This is a genomic window from Mariniradius sediminis (genome assembly GCF_021491425.1).
Taxonomy (GTDB): Bacteria; Bacteroidota; Bacteroidia; order Cytophagales; family Cyclobacteriaceae; genus Mariniradius; species Mariniradius saccharolyticus.
Map to the genome: position 1 here is coordinate 155916 of NZ_JAKEVZ010000010.1, position 19551 is coordinate 175466.

The following is a 19551-nucleotide window of genomic DNA, read 5'->3' on the forward strand; positions in this document are numbered from 1 at the left end:
ATATGGAAACAGGAGAAATGGGTTTGGCCGTACATGGAATCCTTTTCACCATCCTGTTTTTGATGCATGCTTGGGCTTTTCGTGAGAAAAGCCTTAAGTTTTTTAGCCCAGCCGGCTGGCCAAAAAACATCGGTATCCATTTTGGTTTGTTGTCCGCGGGAATTTTGCTTTGGGGAATTTACCCGGTTTGGTACCATGGTTTGGGCAAATCTTTCAACTTATTGTTTGGCGAGGAAGGAATATCTTGGACTTGGACGATCTTGATCATTGCACTTTCGGGCATGGCATTCTTCATTGGAAAGCGCCAAGCGAAGCTCGTAGACTTTTCAGAGGTACATTTTCTCAGGAAACCAGCTACTTTAATACTTATAATTTAATTCCTCGCCCGAATCATCTTCCTTATTGCCTACGAAATGTGGTTCAGGGGATGGTTTCTCGGCGAACTCTTGGCAGAATTCGGAACAATTTGGATTGCCATTGGTATCAATACAGCTTTGTATTCCTTTATACATTTCTTTGCCGGGAGAAAAGAAGCGATTTCGGCGATCCCTTTCGGGATTATCCTATGTCTGCTGACAATCGAGTTGCAAGTTGTTTGGCCAGCGGCAATAATTCATTTGTTTTTGTCCCTTGGATTCGAGTTGAATTTCATTTTGAGATTGAACAACGACAACATAAGTCGGTGAAAATCATTCATAATAGTAAAAAACGCCAAAAATCATCAAATATTTAGCCCGCATTTTTTTGCATTTTGATGGCAGAAAAATTTTCTTCGTAAAATTTTATACTGTAAATCAATATTTTTTTCAAATAATATTTTTCTAATTTGGTTTTTTTATCCAATTTTATTTCCGACTCTTCAAGTCTTAACACCCATCTTTCACCAATTTTATCACCTACCAATGAAAATTCCCTCCACAAAAGGTGTTTTCAGAATATGTTTCTGGATAGCTATTTACAGCTTCCTAACGATACAGGCTTCAGAAGCCTATATAAACGAAGCTAAACTTTCCGCCGATCGAAATACTGGTTTGCGTCGATTGACAGTGTCCGAAGGAAGAATCCATCCATCATTCGATCCCTCCATCACAAGCTACAAAATCGAGGTGCCATTTTCGACCTTCTCGATCAGCATGATGCCGAGTGTGTCGGATGCGGCGAGCTCCCTGACAATCAAAGGAAAAAGGATACTGCCCGACCAAGATTCGCCTAGGATTCTTCTGATGCCGGGAAGAAACATTATCAGTTTGCGTGTCCTCGAAAAAAATGGAGCTGAAGCAACCTATACTTTTGAAATCTGGAGAAATGCTCCTGTTCGCGGCGAGACATTCAACTTCAAAACACAATCAGACGATTGTGGACAATTTATAGACGAAGACGAATGCCAGGCAGCAAGAGCCGATGATGATGGCGACGGAATTCCAAACTTCCTTGATTTTTGTCCAAATACTCCTCCCGGTAGCTCTGTAGATGCGAGTGGTTGTGGAGAAGCGGAAAAAGATACTGATGGCGACGGGGTAACCGATGACTTAGACATTTGTCCGGACACTCCCGTAGGTGAATCAGTAAATGCCGAAGGTTGTAGCGCATCTCAAATCGACACGGACAAAGATGGCGTTCCTGACATGCAGGACCAATGTCCAAATACTCCCGAAGGAGAAGCCGTCGACGCAAACGGATGTTCCGATTCTCAAAAAGACACGGATAATGACGGTGTGACCGACAACTTGGACCAGTGTCCAAATACACCTGCCGGTTCTACTGTAGATGCGAATGGCTGTAGCCCTGACCAAATCGATACGGATGGGGACGGCGTTCCAGATTATTTGGATCTGTGTCCAGATACGCCTATGGGTTCGACGGTCGACGCAAATGGTTGTGCGGACTCTCAAAAAGATACCGATGGGGACGGCGTAACGGATGACCGCGATCAATGTCCAAACACACCGGCTGGTTCTACCGTCGATGCAAATGGCTGTACGCCTGATCAAATTGATACGGACAACGATGGCGTACCCGATTATCTGGATCTATGTCCAAATACCCCAATGGGCTCCACAGTTGATGCCAATGGCTGTGCCGATTCCCAGAAAGATACAGATGGTGACGGTGTTTCGGACGCCAATGACCTTTGCCCCAATACACCTTCCGGCTCCACAGTAGATGCAAACGGATGTGCGGAATCCCAAAAAGACACAGACAATGACGGTGTGACCGATGACAGGGATCAATGTCCCAATACCCCAGCCGGTTCGACTGTCGATGCAAACGGCTGTGCCGATTCACAGAAAGACTCAGATGGGGACGGTGTTTCGGACGCCAATGACCTTTGCCCCAATACACCTTCCGGCTCCACAGTAGATGCAACCGGATGTGCGGAATCCCAAAAAGACACAGACAATGACGGTGTGACGGATGACAGGGATCAATGTCCCAATACGCCGGCCGGTTCAACAGTTGACGCAAATGGCTGCGCGGAAACCCAAAAAGACACGGATGGTGATGGCGTAAATGATGCAATTGACCAATGTCCCAATACTCCGGCGGGCTCAACGGTCGACGCCAATGGCTGCGCGGATTCACAAAAAGACTCTGATGGAGATGGTGTGAATGACGCGATCGACCAATGTCCAAATACACCTGCAGGTTCAACTGTTGACGCAAATGGCTGTGCGGAAACACAAAAAGACACGGATGGTGATGGCGTAAATGATGCTATTGACCAGTGTCCAAACACGCCCGCAGGCTCCACAGTAGATGTTAACGGATGTGCAGATACCCAAAAGGATACAGATGGTGACGGTATTTCTGATGCCAATGACCAATGTCCAAACACGCCTTCAGGCTCAACTGTTGATGCCAACGGATGTGCGGAAACACAAAAAGACACGGATGGTGATGGCGTAAATGATGCTATTGACCAGTGTCCAAACACGCCCGCAGGCTCCACAGTAGATGCAAACGGATGTGCAGATACCCAAAAGGATACAGATGGTGACGGTATTTCTGATGCCAATGACCAATGTCCAAATACACCTTCAGGTTCCACCGTGGACGCCAATGGCTGCTCCGATGCCCAAAAAGACACGGATGGCGACGGCGTAAATGACGCGCTCGACCAATGTCCCAATACTCCTTCAGGATCAACAGTGGATGCGAATGGTTGTGCTGCTACGCAAAAAGACACAGATGGTGATGGTATTTCTGATGCCAATGACCTTTGCCCAAATACCCCTCCAGGATCAACAGTCGATGCGACCGGTTGCGCAATTTCGCAAAAGGATACTGACGGTGACGGAGTAAATGATGCCATAGACCAATGTCCAAATACTCCTGCAGGTTCGACTGTAGATGCCAATGGCTGTGCTGAATCTGAAAAAGACACTGATGGCGACGGCGTGACAGACGACATTGACCAGTGTCCAAATACTCCCGCGGGTTCGACCGTTGATTCAAATGGTTGCGCAGATGCACAAAAGGATTCCGATGGTGACGGAGTTTCTGATGCCATAGACCAATGTCCAAATACCCCAGCGGGCTCTACCGTAGATGCCAACGGCTGTGCGGAAGCGCAGAAAGACACCGACGGGGACGGTGTTACCGATGATCTTGACCAATGTCCAAATACGCCTGCAGGGTCCACTGTAGACGCTAACGGTTGTGCCGAAACGCAAAAAGACACCGACGGTGATGGCGTGTCGGATGCCGTTGACCAATGCCCGAATACACCTTCGGGATCGACTGTGGATGCCAACGGATGTGCGGAAGCACAGAAAGACACCGACGGTGACGGCGTAACCGATGACCTGGACCAATGTCCCAATACGCCTGCTGGCTCCACTGTGGATGCAAACGGTTGCGCCGAAACACAAAAAGATACCGACGGTGACGGAGTTTCTGATGCCGTTGACCAATGCCCAAATACACCTCCCGGATCGACTGTTGATGCCAACGGATGTGCAGAAGCGCAGAAAGACACCGACGGCGATGGTGTAAATGATGCACTAGACCAATGTCCAAATACCCCGGCTGGCTCAACGGTAGATACAAATGGCTGCGCAGAAACCCAAAAAGATACCGACGGTGACGGAGTTTCTGATGCCGTTGACCAATGTCCTAACACGCCTCCCGGTTCGACTGTCGATGCCAATGGGTGTGCAAATTCCCAAAAGGATACAGATGGCGATGGCGTAACAGATGACTTGGATCAATGTCCCGCAACACCTGCTGGATCAACCGTAGATGCCACTGGATGTGCGCCATTTGAAAAAGACACCGACGGTGACGGAATTCCCGACGACCAAGACCAATGTCCAAATACGCCAATCGGCTCAACTGTCAATGCCCAAGGATGTAGCATTGACCAAATTGATACCGACCAAGATGGTGTCGCTGATTACCTAGATCTCTGCCCCAATACACCTTCGGGTCTTGCTGTTGACGCTAATGGCTGCGCGGACAGCGAAAAAGACACGGACAACGATGGTGTTACCGATGACTTGGATCAATGTCCAGGTACCCCAGCCGGCCAACCTGTAGATGCAAACGGCTGCGCAGAAACCCAGAAAGACACTGATTCAGACGGAGTTTCTGACGCAAACGACCTTTGCCCCAATACTCCCGCCGGTACTACCGTGGATGTAAATGGATGTGCTGATTCCCAAAAAGACACGGACAATGACGGCGTATTTGATGATGCAGACCAATGTCCGAATACACCTACAGGTGAGCCGGTTGACGCCAATGGCTGTGCGGAATCCCAAAAAGATACCGATGGTGATGGGATCACTGACAATCTCGACTTGTGTCCAAATACACCTGCAGGCTCCATGGTCGACGCCAATGGCTGCGCCGATTTTGAAAAAGACACCGACGGAGATGGCGTGACAGATGACATCGACCTCTGTCCGACAACTCCTACCGGCGAAATGGTGGACGAATTCGGATGCTCAGTCAACGAGCCTTTTATTACCCAAGTAGTCGGCACAGAGACATTAGACGCAATCGAGGTACCTTGGGCTACGCCTTTGGACCAGATTACCTTGCCAAGCCAGATTTTGGTATTGACCAATAATGGCGATTGGGTGTATTTGCCGATCACTTGGAACACGGCTTCTTATGATTCATTGCAAAGCGGAACCTATGTGTTTGAAGGCGTGATCACGTTCCCCAACAGCTGGGAGGATCAATTACCTGGTCCGCCGACTATTACAGTTATTGTGCTTGCGAAGCCTGCACCGGAAGACCTGCTTTTGAGCAACGACCTTTTCGCCCAAAACAATGATCCTTCGATCTTCATCGGTGATTTCAAAGTCATTGACCCTACGGATGATATCCATACGATCGCATTGGTGCCGGACGCTGCTGACAACAGCTTGTTTGAAATCGTTGGAAACCAATTGTTCTGGAACAACTCCGAACTGAGACCGGGCGAAACCGAATTCACCATTGTCGTCACCGTCACTGACCGCGCAGGCAATGTGTTCCAAAAAGAATTTGTAATCACCAGGGAAATCCTGCCACTCGAGTCGATCCAAATCCCCAACACCTTTACGCCTGATGGCGACGGTGTCAACGACGAATGGGGAGTCGGAGCGCTGAAAGTCTACAAATCGTACATGATCCACATATACGAACGGGGCGGTCTGCGGGTCTTCTTCACCGATGATGCGGACGAACTGTGGGATGGTACCTATCTGGGAACCGTCCTTCCGAGGGGAACCTACTACTTTGTGATCGAGGTGAAAGACACCCAAGAAACACGAAAAGGTATGCTCAATCTTCTTAGAAATTAACTCTTCTGATATCAAGCCCTCCCGAAGTGAAACCCGGGAGGGTCAACACACCAATTATGAAATTCTTTAATCGTATGAAAAAACTGATCTTGTTCATTTGTCTCGGCGTCTTTTCTGCCAATTGGGCCTCAGCCCAATCCAGAAAATACGTCAGCCAATTCAACCAGTTCCAGAGTTATTTCAACCCGGGACTGACTGGATATGAAGGCTCGACCTTTAGGGGATTTGTCCGCAACCAATGGGCAGGCTTTGAAGGGGCACCAAAAACCTATTTCGTTTCTCTTGAAATAGATCCTTCGGAAATCAAGGGATCCGGCGAAGAAAATATTGTAGAAGGAAAAAACGCGATCGGCGTCCACTTGGTAAACGATCAATACGGCCCATTCAAAGACACCGAAATGGTTATCAGCTATGCTTCTAGGATAAGGGTTGGAAAAAGCTCCAATCTAAGACTTGGTGCGGCGATGAACTATTCGATGGTAGGCCTCGACGGCAACAACCTGACAACCGAACAGGCCGATGACCCTACGGTAAACCAATTTCTCAACAGCTTTGCCAACATGACGATATTGGATTTCAACCTTGGCATGGCACTCACTTCGCAAAACTACTACTTCTCCTATGCCGCCCACAACCTAAACAGGGGAGGCATCAGTTCAGGAGACATTTTCCTGGAAAGCAAACCAATCGTAAGCATTTTCCAAACTGGTTTTCGTCATTCGGTTACGCCAAATGTGTCGATTTTTTCCCACGTGATGTATAGGATTCAGTCTGACTTGCCATCCACGATGGAGTTTAACATCAAGGCACTCCTGATGGAAAAAGTATGGGTTGGCGTGGGGCACCGTATCGACTACGCGTTCAACATGCAGCTGGGCTATGCCATGCCAAAGTTCAAGTTTGGCTATGCCTATGAGATGCCCGTTAGCGGTTCGTACCTCATTCCAAATCCAACCCATGAATTCATGCTATCCTATTACCTATTTAGAAAAAGTGATAGCATGAGAAAAGTCGGGGATTTGATCTGGTAATTGTAAACTGAACGATAAACTCCTTGAACTTCAAGTGATAATCCTTGCAACTGAAGTGAATTGAGGCAAAAAAGCCATGCCTCTTTGGAATTGCCAATTCTCAAGCACATTATTCAGCCAAACTCTATCAACATTTCAAGAGTACATTTTTCAATATCTGGCTATACATTTTTTAAGCAAAAGAAAAAGGGTGCCCGCAAGACACCCTTTTCTTTTTTCTACCTGATTTTCCGTGTTTTCAGTTTGCCAGGGTAAACACCGGACTCACAACCGAGGTGGTTGGCACCACATCAAAAGGCTCTGACGATGATTGAGGTATGGGCACATTGGAAAATAGGGCCAATCCAAAATTACTCAATTCGGTTACACTAAGAATCTTGATACTGACAGCGGGCAAAGACCCGTCACTCCCATCTGTTCTTTCGCTTACACTTAGAATCTCAAATGCCACCATCCCCAAATTTGCACCTTGCATGTTGCCCTCCAAAGGCGAATAATTGATGGAGATGTCGCTGTCGTAGACCATAGCCAGAATTTTATATCCAACCAACATTTTGAGACCGGTGGCGCGCAGTGGCGTCACGTTTTGGATTTCGTCCAACAATACCTCCCTATCATCATCAATATTCGGCGCACCCAATCCCGGTCCAGGAGTCAGGTAATTTCTCGCCCCATTATCTGTCGGTCCGGCATTGATCCATTTATTGGGTATGGTATTTAAGGCAAACCAACCTTCGTCGCCTACCTCGCCTGTATAAAGTGTGATCGTCTTTCCCTTGTTTTCCGCAAAAAATTTCAATTGCTGCCGAAGTCCTACCGCGGCAATCTGATCATTGACATCTGTCTCGCTAAAGTTGTTTGGCGCAGAACCATTATCGATGCTGTCTTCGTCAATCGCAAGAAGCACTACATAATCGCTTGGTCCGCCGGGGAGACCATCATCGTTGGTCTCATTCATACACGATCCCAACAGCACGAAGACCAGCAGGATATATACTCCGATTCTTTTTTTCATAGCCTGTACTCAAATGGATTGAAGAGGAATTCTCCTTTATCAAATAAAATGCCAAAAACATTTAATTTATACTTTATTTTAAAATATATAAATATTTGATAATCAATAATATATATAATTTCAGATGAGAGTTTGTTTACCATTGACAAAAAACAGAGCGTAAATTGTCCTTCAATACGGCGATCGCTTATCAAAAAATAAGACTTCCCTTCGGATTCGACTTGGCAGGCTGGATGCCATTCCCTATCTTTCTATGAATGATCCCGGACCGCTTTTTCCTGCGAAAAACGTCCCTAGACCCAAAATATTGCGATGAAAAATGTTGTCATAACCGGAGGTGCAAGTGGAATTGGACTGGCTATCACCCGGCTGTTCGCCCGAAACGGGCACCACGTTTTTTTCCTAGATTACAATGTAGCCACTGGGATCGAGGTGGAGCGCGAACTCATGGAATCTGGCCACACGGTGAAGTTTTTGGAGGCAGACGTCTCCAGCATGGAATCCGTCGCGAAGGCATTCGCCTCCATCCCCCCTACCCTAGACGTATTGGTCAATAATGCCGGAATATCGCATATTGGCAATCTAGAGAATACGGCCGAATCGGATTTTGAGCGATTGTTCCAAGTGAATGTAAAAGGCGTATTCACCTGTTCCCAACTTGCTTTGCCAAAGTTGAAGGCCAACAAAGGTGGAGCCATCATCAATATGTGTTCGGTAGCCGCCACAATCGGACTTCCGGACAGATTTGCCTATTCGATGACCAAGGGCGCTGTGATGTCCATGACATTGTCTATGGCAAGGGATTTTGTCGCAGACAATATCCGCTGCAACTGCATATCTCCGGGACGTGTACATACCCCATTTGTAGACGGTTTTCTGGCAAAAAACTACCCTGGCCAGGAGAAAGAGATGTTTGCGAAACTTGCGGCCACCCAACCTATCGGAAGAATGGGCACACCCGAAGAAATTGCCGGTATGGTGTATTATTTGGCTTCAGATCAGGCAAGCTTTATCACCGGAAGCAACTACAACATCGACGGAGGCTTTATGGGCTTAAAGATGTGAGCTCATTGACCTGCAAAGAGATTCCAGATTAAGTTCACGATTGGTTGGCCAAGGCCGCGTTTCGAGTAAATCCTAATTCCGAGTTCTCAAACCATTATATATACTTTAAACCTAAAAAATGCACTTATGAAATTGATCAGATTCGGCGAGGCTGGCAGGGAAAAACCAGGCATAGAAACCCAACATGGAACACGACTTGATTGCAGCGGTTTTGGGGAAGATTGGTCGGAGGAGTTTTTTGAAAATGATGGCCTAACACGGCTTTCCGCTTGGTTGAAAGCCAATGAAGCCAAACTCTCCGAAATCCCAAAAAACGCCCGTCTTGGTTCGCCTATCAAACGACCTTCAAAGATCATCTGCGTCGGTTTGAACTATGCCAAACATGCGCAAGAAAGCGGGATGCCGCTTCCCGAAGTGCCGATTTTGTTTATGAAAGCAACTTCCTCGCTTTGCGGCCCTTTTGACCCAATCATCATACCGAAGAATTCCGAAAAAACAGACTGGGAAGTCGAGCTAGCTGTCGTCATCGGAAAAAAGGCAAGTTATGTCGGTAAGGAAAATGCGATGGATTACGTGGCGGGATATGTCCTTCACAACGATGTTAGCGAGCGGGATTTTCAATTGCACCATGGGGGCCAATGGGTGAAAGGAAAGAGTGCCGATCACTTTGCTCCTTTGGGGCCCTTTTTGGCAACCAAGGACGAGATTAGGGATCCCCACAACCTCCGTCTATGGCTGAAAGTCAACGGACAAACCCTACAAGATAGCAACACCTCTGATTTGGTTTTTGACATTCCCACGCTGGTCTCGTACATCAGCCAATATATGACCTTGCTTCCTGGTGATGTGATCTCGACGGGCACTCCGTCCGGAGTCGGATTGGGTCTCAAGCCACCAAGATACCTTGTGGAAGGTGATGTAGTCGAGCTTGGAATCGATGGGCTCGGTACGGCCAAGCAAGTGGCAGTGAATTGGAAAGCGAATTAGATTACAGTGGCAGTGTGCAGTAACAGTTGGCAGTGAGCATTGTTCAGGCGAATAGCCGCAATCGCGCTGAAAACGGTGAAAGATCGAAAAATCGCGTTCCTTCCAAATAACCGATAACTCAAAACCCATTCGAATAGCCCTTGAAAATCGACGCCCATCAGCATTTCTGGAAATACGATCCTGCACGGCATGCTTGGATCGACAAATCGATGTATAAGATTCGCCGTAATTTCTTGCCGGAGGATTTGTGGCCTGAAATGAAAGCAAATGGGATTTCGGGCTGTGTAGCAGTGCAGTCAGATGAAACGGAAAATGAGACTAGATTTCTGCTCGATCTCGCCAACAGGTTTGACTGGATCAAGAAAGTGGTAGGTTGGGTTGATCTAAAATCAGCGGATATCGAATCTAAATTGGAACGATATCAAACTGACACACGGCTGGCTGGGTTTCGGGCAATCCTGCAAAGCCTCGAACCTGAAGCGATGGAAGACAGTGCGTTTTTGAACGGAATAGGCCGTTTGGAAAGATTTGGATTTACCTACGATGTGCTGATTTTTCCAAGACATTTGGAAAAAGCATACGAGCTGTGCCGAAAATTCCCGAATCAGCCGTTTGTGCTTGACCATTTGGCGAAGCCGGGTATCAAGGCAGGGGAATTCGCAAATTGGAGCAAGTGGATTGCGAAAATGGCGGAATTGCCAAACGTTTGTTGCAAGGTTTCAGGCATGGTCACCGAAGCGAATTGGAGCAATTGGAAATCTGAGGACTTCAAGCCTTATCTTGACTTTGTCACCGAACATTTCGGTACAGATCGCTTGCTTTATGGAAGCGATTGGCCGGTTTGCTTGGTCGCGGGCACATATTCGGAAGTTTTCGACTTGGCAGACAGCTATTTCCAAAACTTCAGCGAAAGTGAGAAACAAGCCATTTTCGGGAAGAATGCGATGCGCTTTTATGGGATTCAATTCTAAAACCTCGTGAAAAAATAGGGAAAACGATTATTAACTTCATTCAATAAAAAGCAACACTGTAACCATGAACCTCCACCTTTCCGACAAAGTTTTCCTGATATCCGGCGGTGCCAAAGGCATAGGCGGAGCCATCAGCCGCCTGATTGCCGAGGAGGGTGGCATTCCTGTGATGATCGACCCATCCGAAAAAGAAGGTTCCGCTTTGGTAAAGGAATTTGGGCAGATTGGCGCCAAGTCCCTGCATATCCAAAAACGACTCCAAAGTCCACAGGATGCTGATGAGGCGGTCAAGTTCGCATTGGCCGCTTTCGGCAGAATTGATGGCGTAGTCAACAATGCGGGTGCGAATGACGGTGTTGGCCTGGAAAACGGAAACCCTGAAGCTTTTCGCAAATCGGTGGAAAGCAACTTGGGACACTACTACGACCTGGTACATTATGCACTTCCCGCCTTGAAAGTATCAAAAGGGAGCATCGTCAACATCAGCAGTAAAACCGCCATAACCGGACAAGGCAATACAAGCGGATACACCGCTGCAAAAGGTGGCCAACTTTCACTGACCCGGGAGTGGGCCGTCGAGATGCTTCCTTACGGTATCCGCGTGAATGCAGTAATCCCGGCGGAAGTCATGACTCCCCTGTATCAAAAATGGCTGAATACATTTCCCAACCCGGAAGACAAACTGGGCGAGATATCCAGACGGGTTCCCCTGGAGCGAAGAATGACCAAACCGGAGGAAATTGCCAATATGGTCGTGTTCCTTCTCTCCGGCCGATCCGCCCATACGACCGGACAGCACATCTTCGTGGACGGGGGATACACGCATTTGGATAGGGTTGTTTAGGGATTTGAGACATGAGATTTGAGGTATCAGTTTAGATGGAAATCTGGGTGTGTCCTAGGAATTGAAATGGCCGCAGACGAGGGCATACTGACGGATCCCATATGAAAATATCAAGAATCGTAACCATGGAATCCACTTTCGATAAATCAGAAAAAAAACCCTTCAAGCCCCAATAACCTTTTAACCTAATAACTTTATAACGTTTCGAGCTCAAACCCGCCCATGACCCAAAAGCCTGCCCTTGTCCCCAGCAATCTACTCCTGCCATTCATTCTAATTACATCCTTGTTTGCATTGTGGGGTTTTGCCAATGATATCACCAATCCGATGGTGGCAGCCTTTAAGCGGGTGCTGGAACTGAACAATGTCCAAGCTTCTTTGGTACAGATGGCCTTTTATGGAGGGTATTTTACGATGGCTCTGCCGGCAGCGCTTTTTATCAAAAAATACAGCTACAAAACAGGTGTACTCATCGGCATGGGGCTTTATGCTTTTGGAGCAATCCTGTTTTTTCCTGCCGCAGCTTGGGAAAGCTATGCATTCTTCCTGTTGGCGCTGTACATACTGACTTTTGGTTTGGCTTTTTTGGAGACAACAGCGAACCCCTACATACTTTCCATGGGACCAGCGGAAACAGCAACCCAAAGGCTCAACCTCGCACAGGCATTCAATCCAATGGGTGCCTTGGCTGGACTATTTGTGGCCAAAGAATTCATCCTCAATGCACTGCAATCCAATGCAACAGATGCTGCGGGAAATGTCATTTTCCCCTCACTGGATGAATCAGCCAAAGCAATCATCCGCACCAATGACCTGATGGTCATTCGGGATCCTTATGTGATGTTGGGACTTGTAGTCATCGGGCTCGGAATTGTGATTGGGATCGCCAAGATGCCCGAGAATAAAACGAACAACGGTAGCCTTGATTTTTGGCCTTCGATGAAACGTCTGTTTCGAAAGCCGCAATTCGTAGAAGGCGCGGTTGCCCAGATGTTCTATGTTGGTGCCCAAATCATGGTATGGACCTATATCTACCAATATGCCGAAGTCTTGGGAATCGATAATGCATCCGCAGTCAATTATGCCTATACCGCGCTGATACTTTTTCTCATCGGTAGGTGGATTTGTACCTTTTTATTGCGTTATCTGAAATCAGCCAAGCTCTTACTTTACTTTTCCATACTTGCGGGATTATTTACCCTTGGTGCGATCTTCTTACCCGGAATGCCCGGACTTTACAGTTTGGTTGGGATTTCTTTTGCGATGTCCCTTATGTTTCCGACCATTTATGGGATAGCCTTGGAGGACCTTGGGGAGGATGCCAAATATGCCGCGGCTTTTCTCGTTATGGCCATTGTCGGCGGGGCAATCATGCCCACCCTACAAGGGATTATCCTGGACATCGGAGGTACAGGATATGCCGATACGCTGATTCTAGGCGTCCCCGAAGTCAACTTTTCATTTATACTCCCCTTCTGCTGCTTTGCCGTCGTAGGGTTGTTTGCCTGGAGAAGGTAAGAAGGACGCAAAATCCGACTATTGCGATCTTTTCGCACCTCCGTCGATTTAAAATGAAAAAGTCTCAAAAGAATTTGGATTATTAAACACTGTTCAATTACATTTGCTTGTACAATCCGATATCATGGGAGTAGCAGAAAGAAAGCTTAGGGAAAAAGAAGAACTGAAGGACCTTATCTTGAAGGCTGCTAAAGAACTTTTTATCGAAAATGGAATCGAAAAGACTTCCATCCGAAACATTGCAGACAAGATCGAATATTCTCCCGGGATCATCTATCATTATTTCCAAGACAAGAACGAGATCTTCCATGCCTTGCATTCATTGGGCTTCCAAGAAATGAGAAAAAGAATGCAAATCCTCTCAGCCATTGCTGACCCAATGAGCCGGTTACGGGCAATGGGCAAGATTTATATCCAATTTGCGATGGAAAACACGGATATGTATGACCTCATGTTCATCAAAGAAGCGCCAATCGAACACCTTGAAAACCGGAAAACCGAATGTTGGGATGAGGGAAACGGCACTTTCCAGCTTCTCAGGATGACCGTCAAGGAATGTATGGCAAAAGGGCATTTTGAGGGTCATTCGCTTGAACCACTTTCATTTATGATCTGGTCAACTGTACATGGGATGTGTTCCCTTTTTATTCGCGGAAGGGTGACCGTTTTGGAAATGTCAGAAGTGGATCAAATTGTCGAGAATGGTTACCAATCATTTTTGAGAATTATAGATAGGCTTTAAAAAATTTTACCCAATAATTAAACACTGTTCATTTTATTTACATCGTATTAATTATGAAAATAGACCACAAAAAACTTCTCCTTTCCTGGGCGCTTTTTTTTGGCTTCCTCAGCCAGGTCAGAGCCCAAAGCCAATTGGATTTATACATCCAAGAAGGGCTCCAAAACAATTTGGTCCTGAGGGACAAGACCATCTCGCTGGATCAGAGCTACTTGGCACTAAAGGATGCCAAGAGCTTCTTTTTGCCACAGATTGACTTTGGCGCGAATTATACCCTTGCAGCCGGGGGAAGGGCCATCGTGATTCCTTTGGGTGATTTGCTGAACGGTGTTTATGCTTCGCTGAACACCTTGATGGATCAGCAGCTCTTCAGACCGCTCCAAAACGTCGAGGAACAGTTTATGCCCAACAACTTCTATGACGCGCGATTCCGGGTGAGCTATCCGATCATCAATCCAGACCTGCATTTCAACAAACAGATCAAAAGGGAATCTGTGAAGCTTCAAGAGTACGAGATAGATATCTACAGGGCCGAATTGACCAAAAACATCAAGCAAGCCTATTACAAGTATTGCTTGGCATCCACTGCTGTGGATATCCTGAAAGCCTCCAAAGTATTGGTAGAACAAAACCTCCGCGACAATAAGTCCTTATTAGCCAATGGAAAAGGCTTGCCAGCCCAGGTCCTGCGTGCGGAAAGTGAAGTCGAAAACATCAATGCACAGCTTATCGATGCCGAAAATAGGATGAAAAACGCCGCCTATTACGTGAATTTTCTCCTGAACAGAAACCTTGAATCCGAAGTCATTTTTGAAAAACAACTGATAGACACTGCTTATCTGACTGCGCTTACTGAAACCACGGACTTCTCGAATCGATCAGAAATCCAGCAAATCAACACCGCAAAAGGCATTCAGGGAACCGTACTGAAGATGAACCAAATGTTTGCCGTGCCTAGGCTGAATACCTTCGCAGACTTCGGCATGCAGGGCTTTGACTTTGACTATTCTGAGAAAAGCAGGTACATACTCTTTGGAGTCAACATGACTGTACCGGTCTTTCAGGGTGGCAGAAACAGGAACAATATCCAACGTGCCCAAAATGAACTGGAGCGCTTGGACTACAAGTCCGATTTGCTTGATCAGTCCATCGAAATGGCCTTGCGAAGCTCCAAAAACAACATCCAAGCGGCACAGGCGGCCAAAAACTCAGCCGAAACCAACCTTCGGTCAGCCACCTCCTATCTGCGGTTGGTCGATCGGGGATACCGAGAAGGGACTTTCTCCCTGATCGAATTTCTGGACGCACGCAACCAATTTACCCAATCCGAACTCAAGCTGACCTTGGCGGACTACACGCTGTTGTCGGCAATCGCAGACCTTGAAAGAGAACTAGAAACCTTGAACAAATAATCATGAAAACGCTCCAATCAATCATTTTTGCCGGAATGGTCGCCGTCGGGACATTGGCCTGCGGCAGCAAGGGGGAAACCATCAAAACCGACATACCCCAAGGAAGAATCCCCGTGAAAGTCCTTTCAATCGAACCACAAGGATCCAATATCCAGCTACAGGCAAGTGGAAAATTCACAACTGACGACGAAACAATGCTTTCCTTCAAGACCGGGGGGATAATCAATCAAGTGCTGGTCGGCGAAGGCGACAAGATCAAGAAAGGCCAACTCTTGGCGACGCTCGACCTCACTGAGGTAAACGCAGGAGTCAACCAAGCGCAATTGGGATACGAAAAAGCACTTCGGGATTACGAACGCGCACAGCGTCTTTTGGCGGATTCGGTCGCAACACTCGAACAGGCACAAAACGCGAAAACAGCCTTGGACATTGCTTCCCAGGTACTCGATGCTGCTAAATTCAACCTGAGCTATTCCCAAATCCGCGCCGTGAAGGATGGGTTTGTACTCAAAAAATTTGCCAACGTGGGACAGCAGGTCTCCGCGGGCTCACCTGTCCTCCAAACCAACGGAATCGGAAAAAACGATTGGATCCTAAAGGCCACGCTAAGTGATAAGGATTGGGCACTCGTCAAAGAAGGAAGTGCTGCGAAGATCTTCACCGGTGTGGAGGCCGAAAAAAGCTATGCAGGAACGGTAACCAAAAAATCCCAAAGTGCTGACCCGATGACCGGGACTTATAGCGTTGAAATCGAGTTTTCAGGCGAAAAGCCCTCCTACCTCGCCTCGGGGATGTTTGGCTCAGTCAGTATCGATGCATCGGAAATAGGCAATTCATGGTACATCCCCTTCGATGCCCTGTTGGATGCCAACGGCGGTGAAGGATTTGTATTTGTGACGGCAGACGATACGACTGCCATCAAAATCCCAGTGAAGGTCGGAAAAGTACTTCCTGACCGGGTGCAAATCACCGGAGGTCTTGAAGGCTACACCAAGCTGGTCGTAACCGGTTCAGCTTACCTCTCTGACAAATCCCCCATCCAAATCAATCCTTGATATGAGAATCGCAAATTTCGCAGTGAAAAACTACCAGTTTACGCTGGTGATTTTTCTGATGACCATTGCCTTGGGCATGACAACCTTGCTGAATATGCCAAGAAGCGAGGATCCATCACTCGATTCTCCCCAGTTCCCAGTGATCATTATCTATCCCGGCACTAGCCCGGAGGATATGGAGGAGTTGGTCGTGGATCCGCTGGAGAAAAAAATATACGCACTCGACGACATCAAACGCATCAAGACCAAAATCTCCGATGGCGTGGCGGTCCTCAATGTCGAGTACAAATACGAAAGCAACGTCAACGACAAGTACCAAGAACTCGTCCGGGAGGTCAATGCCATGCGTAGCGAACTTCCACAGGACATCTACAGCATCGAAATCAACAAAGTCGATCCTTCCGATGTGAGCATTTTGCAGATTGGGCTGATAAGCGAAAACAGTTCAAGGGAAAACCTCCAGAAATTCGCCGATCGCCTGCAGGATGAACTTGAAAAAATCAATGCATTGAAAAAAGTCGAAATCCACGGACTTCCCCAGGAGATCGTCCGAATCGATCTTCAGCTGGAAAAAATGGCCCAGATGAATATTCCTCTTAATGCCGTCATTGGAAATATCCAAAGCGAAACCGCAAACATTCCTGGTGGCACGATCGAAGCGGGGAACAAAGCATTCAACGTCAAAACCTCCGGAAACTATGCCGGAATCGAGGAAATCGCCAACACGATGGTGTACAATGCGGGCGGAAAAAACGTCGCGCTAAGGGACATTGCATTCGTACACAAAGACTATGAGGAAAACAAACACCTCACCCGGTTGAACGGCTACAGGACTGTTTTCGTCACAGCAGCACTAAAAAAAGGCAACAATATCTCCCAGGTTCAGGCACAATACCTGCCCGTTTTGGAAGCCTTCAAATCAGAACTTCCCGCGAACATCGACATGGTTGTGGCGTTTGACCAAGCCGAGTTCGTCAACAAAAGACTGGGTGGCCTAGGCTTTGACTTCATGATTGCCATTTTGTTGGTTTCGCTGACTTTGCTTCCGCTCGGTACCAGGGCAGCTGCCATCGTGATGATTTCGATTCCATTGTCGCTTGGCATTGGACTGGTCCTGATCAATCTTCTCGGCTTCGGTCTGAATCAGCTCAGTATCGTCGGTTTGGTGGTGGCCCTGGGCTTGCTGGTGGATGACAGTATAGTTGTCGTAGAAAACATCGAGCGCTGGATACGGGAGGGGCACTCCCGCATGGAAGCTACACTGAAAGGGACAAAACAGATCGGACTCTCCGTCGTGGGCTGTACCGTCACCTTGATAATCGCGTTCATGCCCCTGGTTTTTCTGCCCGAAGGATCAGGAGATTTCATCAGAAGCCTGCCGGTTGCAGTCATCATGACCGTGTTGGCATCGATGTTGGTCTCACTGACAATCATTCCTTTCCTATCGAGCAGGATCCTCAAGGAACATCAAGCAGGCAGCCAAGGAAATCTCTTTTTGAGAGCGCTCCAAAAAGGCATTTCCGTAAGCTACGCACCCTTGCTGGAAAGGTCGCTCAGAAAGCCAGTCAGGACGTTGATTATTTCGATGGGCATTTTCGTCCTGTCCTTGGGCTTGTTTCCGGTAATCGGGTTCAGTCTCTTTCCCGCATCCGAAAAGCCACAGTTCCTCGTCAACATCATCTCACCTATCCAGACCAAGATCGGCGAAACAGACCGTGTCGCAAAGGAACTCGAAGCATTGCTCAGGGATGTGGAAGAAATCGAATATTTCTCGACCAACGTTGGTAAGGGTAACCCGCGCATTTATTACAATGTCATACCCGAAAACGAGCGGACTGATTTTGCTCAGATTTTCGTCCAACTCAAGCCCAGCACTTCCGTTTCGGATAAAATCAGAATCATTGAAGATCTTCGAAATTCCTTCGAGGGATTCACTGGAGCCAAAATCGAGGTGAAAAACTTTGAACAGGGACCGCCAATCACGGCACCACTGGAGGTCCGACTGAGTGGGACCAACCTTGACAGTCTCAGGAAAATCGCTGGAGAAGTTGAGTTGATGCTCAGGGAAACTCCCGGCACCATCTATATTGACAATCCCGTCAGTAACCTCAAAACGGACGTCCGCGTGGCAATCCAAAAGGAAAAAGCCAGATCGCTTGGCGTCAACATCCTAGAAGTGGACAGAACGGTGCGTCTTGCGGTAGCGGGTTTGAATCTTGGCAGATTCTCGGACGCGGATGGAGACGAAAGACAGATAATCATCACGACGCCAAAATTGGAAAGGGCTTCTTTGCTGAATTTCAACAACCTGTTTATCAACAACCAACAGGGTGCTGCAATTCCCGTGCAGCAAATCGCCGACCTGAAGCTGGAAAGTTCACCCCTTTACATCGACCACTACAACAAAACGCGCACGGTTTCCGTCACGGCTTTTGTGCAGGAAGGGTATTTGGCAGACAGACTGATTTCTGAGGTAGAAGCCAAAGTCGCTGGACTCCAATTGCCGGAAGGCTACAGCTTCAAAATGGCTGGCGAGCAAGAAAGCAGGGAGGAGTCCTTTGGGGGTTTTCAGACAGTCATCATCGTAACTGTGTTCCTATTTATCGCTGTACTGATATTGATGTTCAAGACTTTCAAGAGTACGATTATCGTGTTGTCGGTGATACCGCTGGGCATGGTCGGGGCGCTGGCAGCACTCTGGCTTACCGGGAATTCGCTGTCTTTTGTAGCAATTATCGGTTTGATCGCCTTGGCAGGAATAGAGGTCAAGAATTCTATTCTGTTGGTGGATTTCACCAACCAGCTGAGAGCGGAAGGAAAACCCTTGGATACTGCCATCCGGGAAGCGGGTGAAATTCGATTCTTGCCGATCGTTTTGACCACCCTTACGGCAATTGGCGGATTGTTGCCGATTGCCTGGTCCACCAACCCGCTCATATCGCCTTTGGCCATCGTCTTGATCGGAGGTTTGATCAGCTCCACGATCCTTTCTAGGATTGTGACGCCGGTGGTTTACAAGTTATTGCCGCCACGAATTGAGGCTGAGAATTTATAGGAAATTGGGCCCGAGGGATATTGATCAGGAGTAACACAGAACCGATCAACGAGCCATCGGC

14 protein-coding genes are annotated in these 19551 nt (G+C 47.6%); 13 read left to right on the forward strand and 1 reads right to left on the reverse strand.

Annotated elements, in window-relative coordinates:
- Window positions 1–2 precede the first annotated feature (2 nt).
- The 4 genes from L0U89_RS13960 to L0U89_RS14025 all read left to right on the forward strand — a co-directional run bounded on the left by L0U89_RS13960 (window position 3) and on the right by L0U89_RS14025 (window position 6826).
- Entirely contained in the window at window positions 3–377 is a 375-nt protein-coding gene (locus tag L0U89_RS13960; protein WP_234862079.1) for a hypothetical protein, read from the forward strand.
- Window positions 378–401: 24 nt separating this feature from the next.
- Complete coding sequence (locus tag L0U89_RS20625; RefSeq protein ID WP_369413254.1) at window positions 402–686, forward strand: CPBP family intramembrane glutamic endopeptidase; 285 nt, start codon at window positions 402–404, stop codon at window positions 684–686.
- Window positions 687–1031: 345 nt separating this feature from the next.
- Window positions 1032–5795 carry a thrombospondin type 3 repeat-containing protein gene (locus L0U89_RS20540; RefSeq protein WP_305067157.1) on the forward strand — a complete coding sequence of 1588 codons (4764 nt, stop codon included), beginning with the start codon at window positions 1032–1034 and terminating at the stop codon, window positions 5793–5795.
- Window positions 5796–5869: 74 nt separating this feature from the next.
- Window positions 5870–6826 carry a PorP/SprF family type IX secretion system membrane protein gene (locus tag L0U89_RS14025; RefSeq protein WP_234862080.1) on the forward strand — a complete coding sequence of 319 codons (957 nt, stop codon included), beginning with the start codon at window positions 5870–5872 and terminating at the stop codon, window positions 6824–6826.
- A gap of 238 nt (window positions 6827–7064) precedes the next feature.
- On the opposite strand, the gene L0U89_RS14030 is transcribed toward L0U89_RS14025, so the two are convergent.
- On the reverse strand, window positions 7065–7841 hold the full coding sequence (locus tag L0U89_RS14030; protein ID WP_234862081.1) for a hypothetical protein: 777 nt from the start codon (window positions 7839–7841) through the stop codon (window positions 7065–7067).
- A gap of 312 nt (window positions 7842–8153) precedes the next feature.
- Here L0U89_RS14030 and L0U89_RS14035 point away from each other — a divergent pair, with 312 nt between their 5' ends.
- The 9 genes from L0U89_RS14035 (at window position 8154) to L0U89_RS14075 (ending at window position 19490) form a co-directional block, all read left to right on the forward strand.
- Window positions 8154–8906: an SDR family NAD(P)-dependent oxidoreductase gene (locus L0U89_RS14035; RefSeq protein ID WP_234862082.1), complete on the forward strand. Its 753-nt coding sequence runs from the start codon at window positions 8154–8156 to the stop codon at window positions 8904–8906.
- Between the two features lie 126 nt (window positions 8907–9032).
- Entirely contained in the window at window positions 9033–9893 is an 861-nt protein-coding gene (locus L0U89_RS14040) for a fumarylacetoacetate hydrolase family protein (RefSeq protein ID WP_234862083.1), read from the forward strand.
- A 140-nt stretch (window positions 9894–10033) separates the two neighbouring features.
- The gene (locus tag L0U89_RS14045) at window positions 10034–10864 is read left to right on the forward strand and encodes an amidohydrolase family protein (protein WP_234862084.1); all 831 of its coding nucleotides are present in this window, start codon (window positions 10034–10036) and stop codon (window positions 10862–10864) included.
- A 64-nt stretch (window positions 10865–10928) separates the two neighbouring features.
- The gene (locus L0U89_RS14050; protein ID WP_234862085.1) at window positions 10929–11708 is read left to right on the forward strand and encodes an L-fucose dehydrogenase; all 780 of its coding nucleotides are present in this window, start codon (window positions 10929–10931) and stop codon (window positions 11706–11708) included.
- Window positions 11709–11930: 222 nt separating this feature from the next.
- Window positions 11931–13226: an L-fucose:H+ symporter permease gene (gene fucP / locus L0U89_RS14055; protein WP_234862086.1), complete on the forward strand. Its 1296-nt coding sequence runs from the start codon at window positions 11931–11933 to the stop codon at window positions 13224–13226.
- A 124-nt stretch (window positions 13227–13350) separates the two neighbouring features.
- The gene (locus L0U89_RS14060) at window positions 13351–13968 is read left to right on the forward strand and encodes a TetR/AcrR family transcriptional regulator (protein WP_008630337.1); all 618 of its coding nucleotides are present in this window, start codon (window positions 13351–13353) and stop codon (window positions 13966–13968) included.
- A 53-nt stretch (window positions 13969–14021) separates the two neighbouring features.
- Window positions 14022–15380, forward strand: a complete 1359-nt coding sequence (locus L0U89_RS14065; RefSeq protein ID WP_234862087.1) for a TolC family protein — start codon at window positions 14022–14024, stop codon at window positions 15378–15380.
- A gap of 2 nt (window positions 15381–15382) precedes the next feature.
- Window positions 15383–16435, forward strand: coding sequence for an efflux RND transporter periplasmic adaptor subunit (locus tag L0U89_RS14070; RefSeq protein ID WP_234862088.1), 1053 nt, complete (start codon window positions 15383–15385; stop codon window positions 16433–16435).
- 1 nt (window position 16436) lies between these two features.
- A complete protein-coding gene (locus L0U89_RS14075) occupies window positions 16437–19490 on the forward strand; it encodes an efflux RND transporter permease subunit (protein ID WP_234862089.1) in 3054 nt (1017 codons plus the stop codon).
- The last annotated feature ends 61 nt before the right edge of the window (window positions 19491–19551 follow it).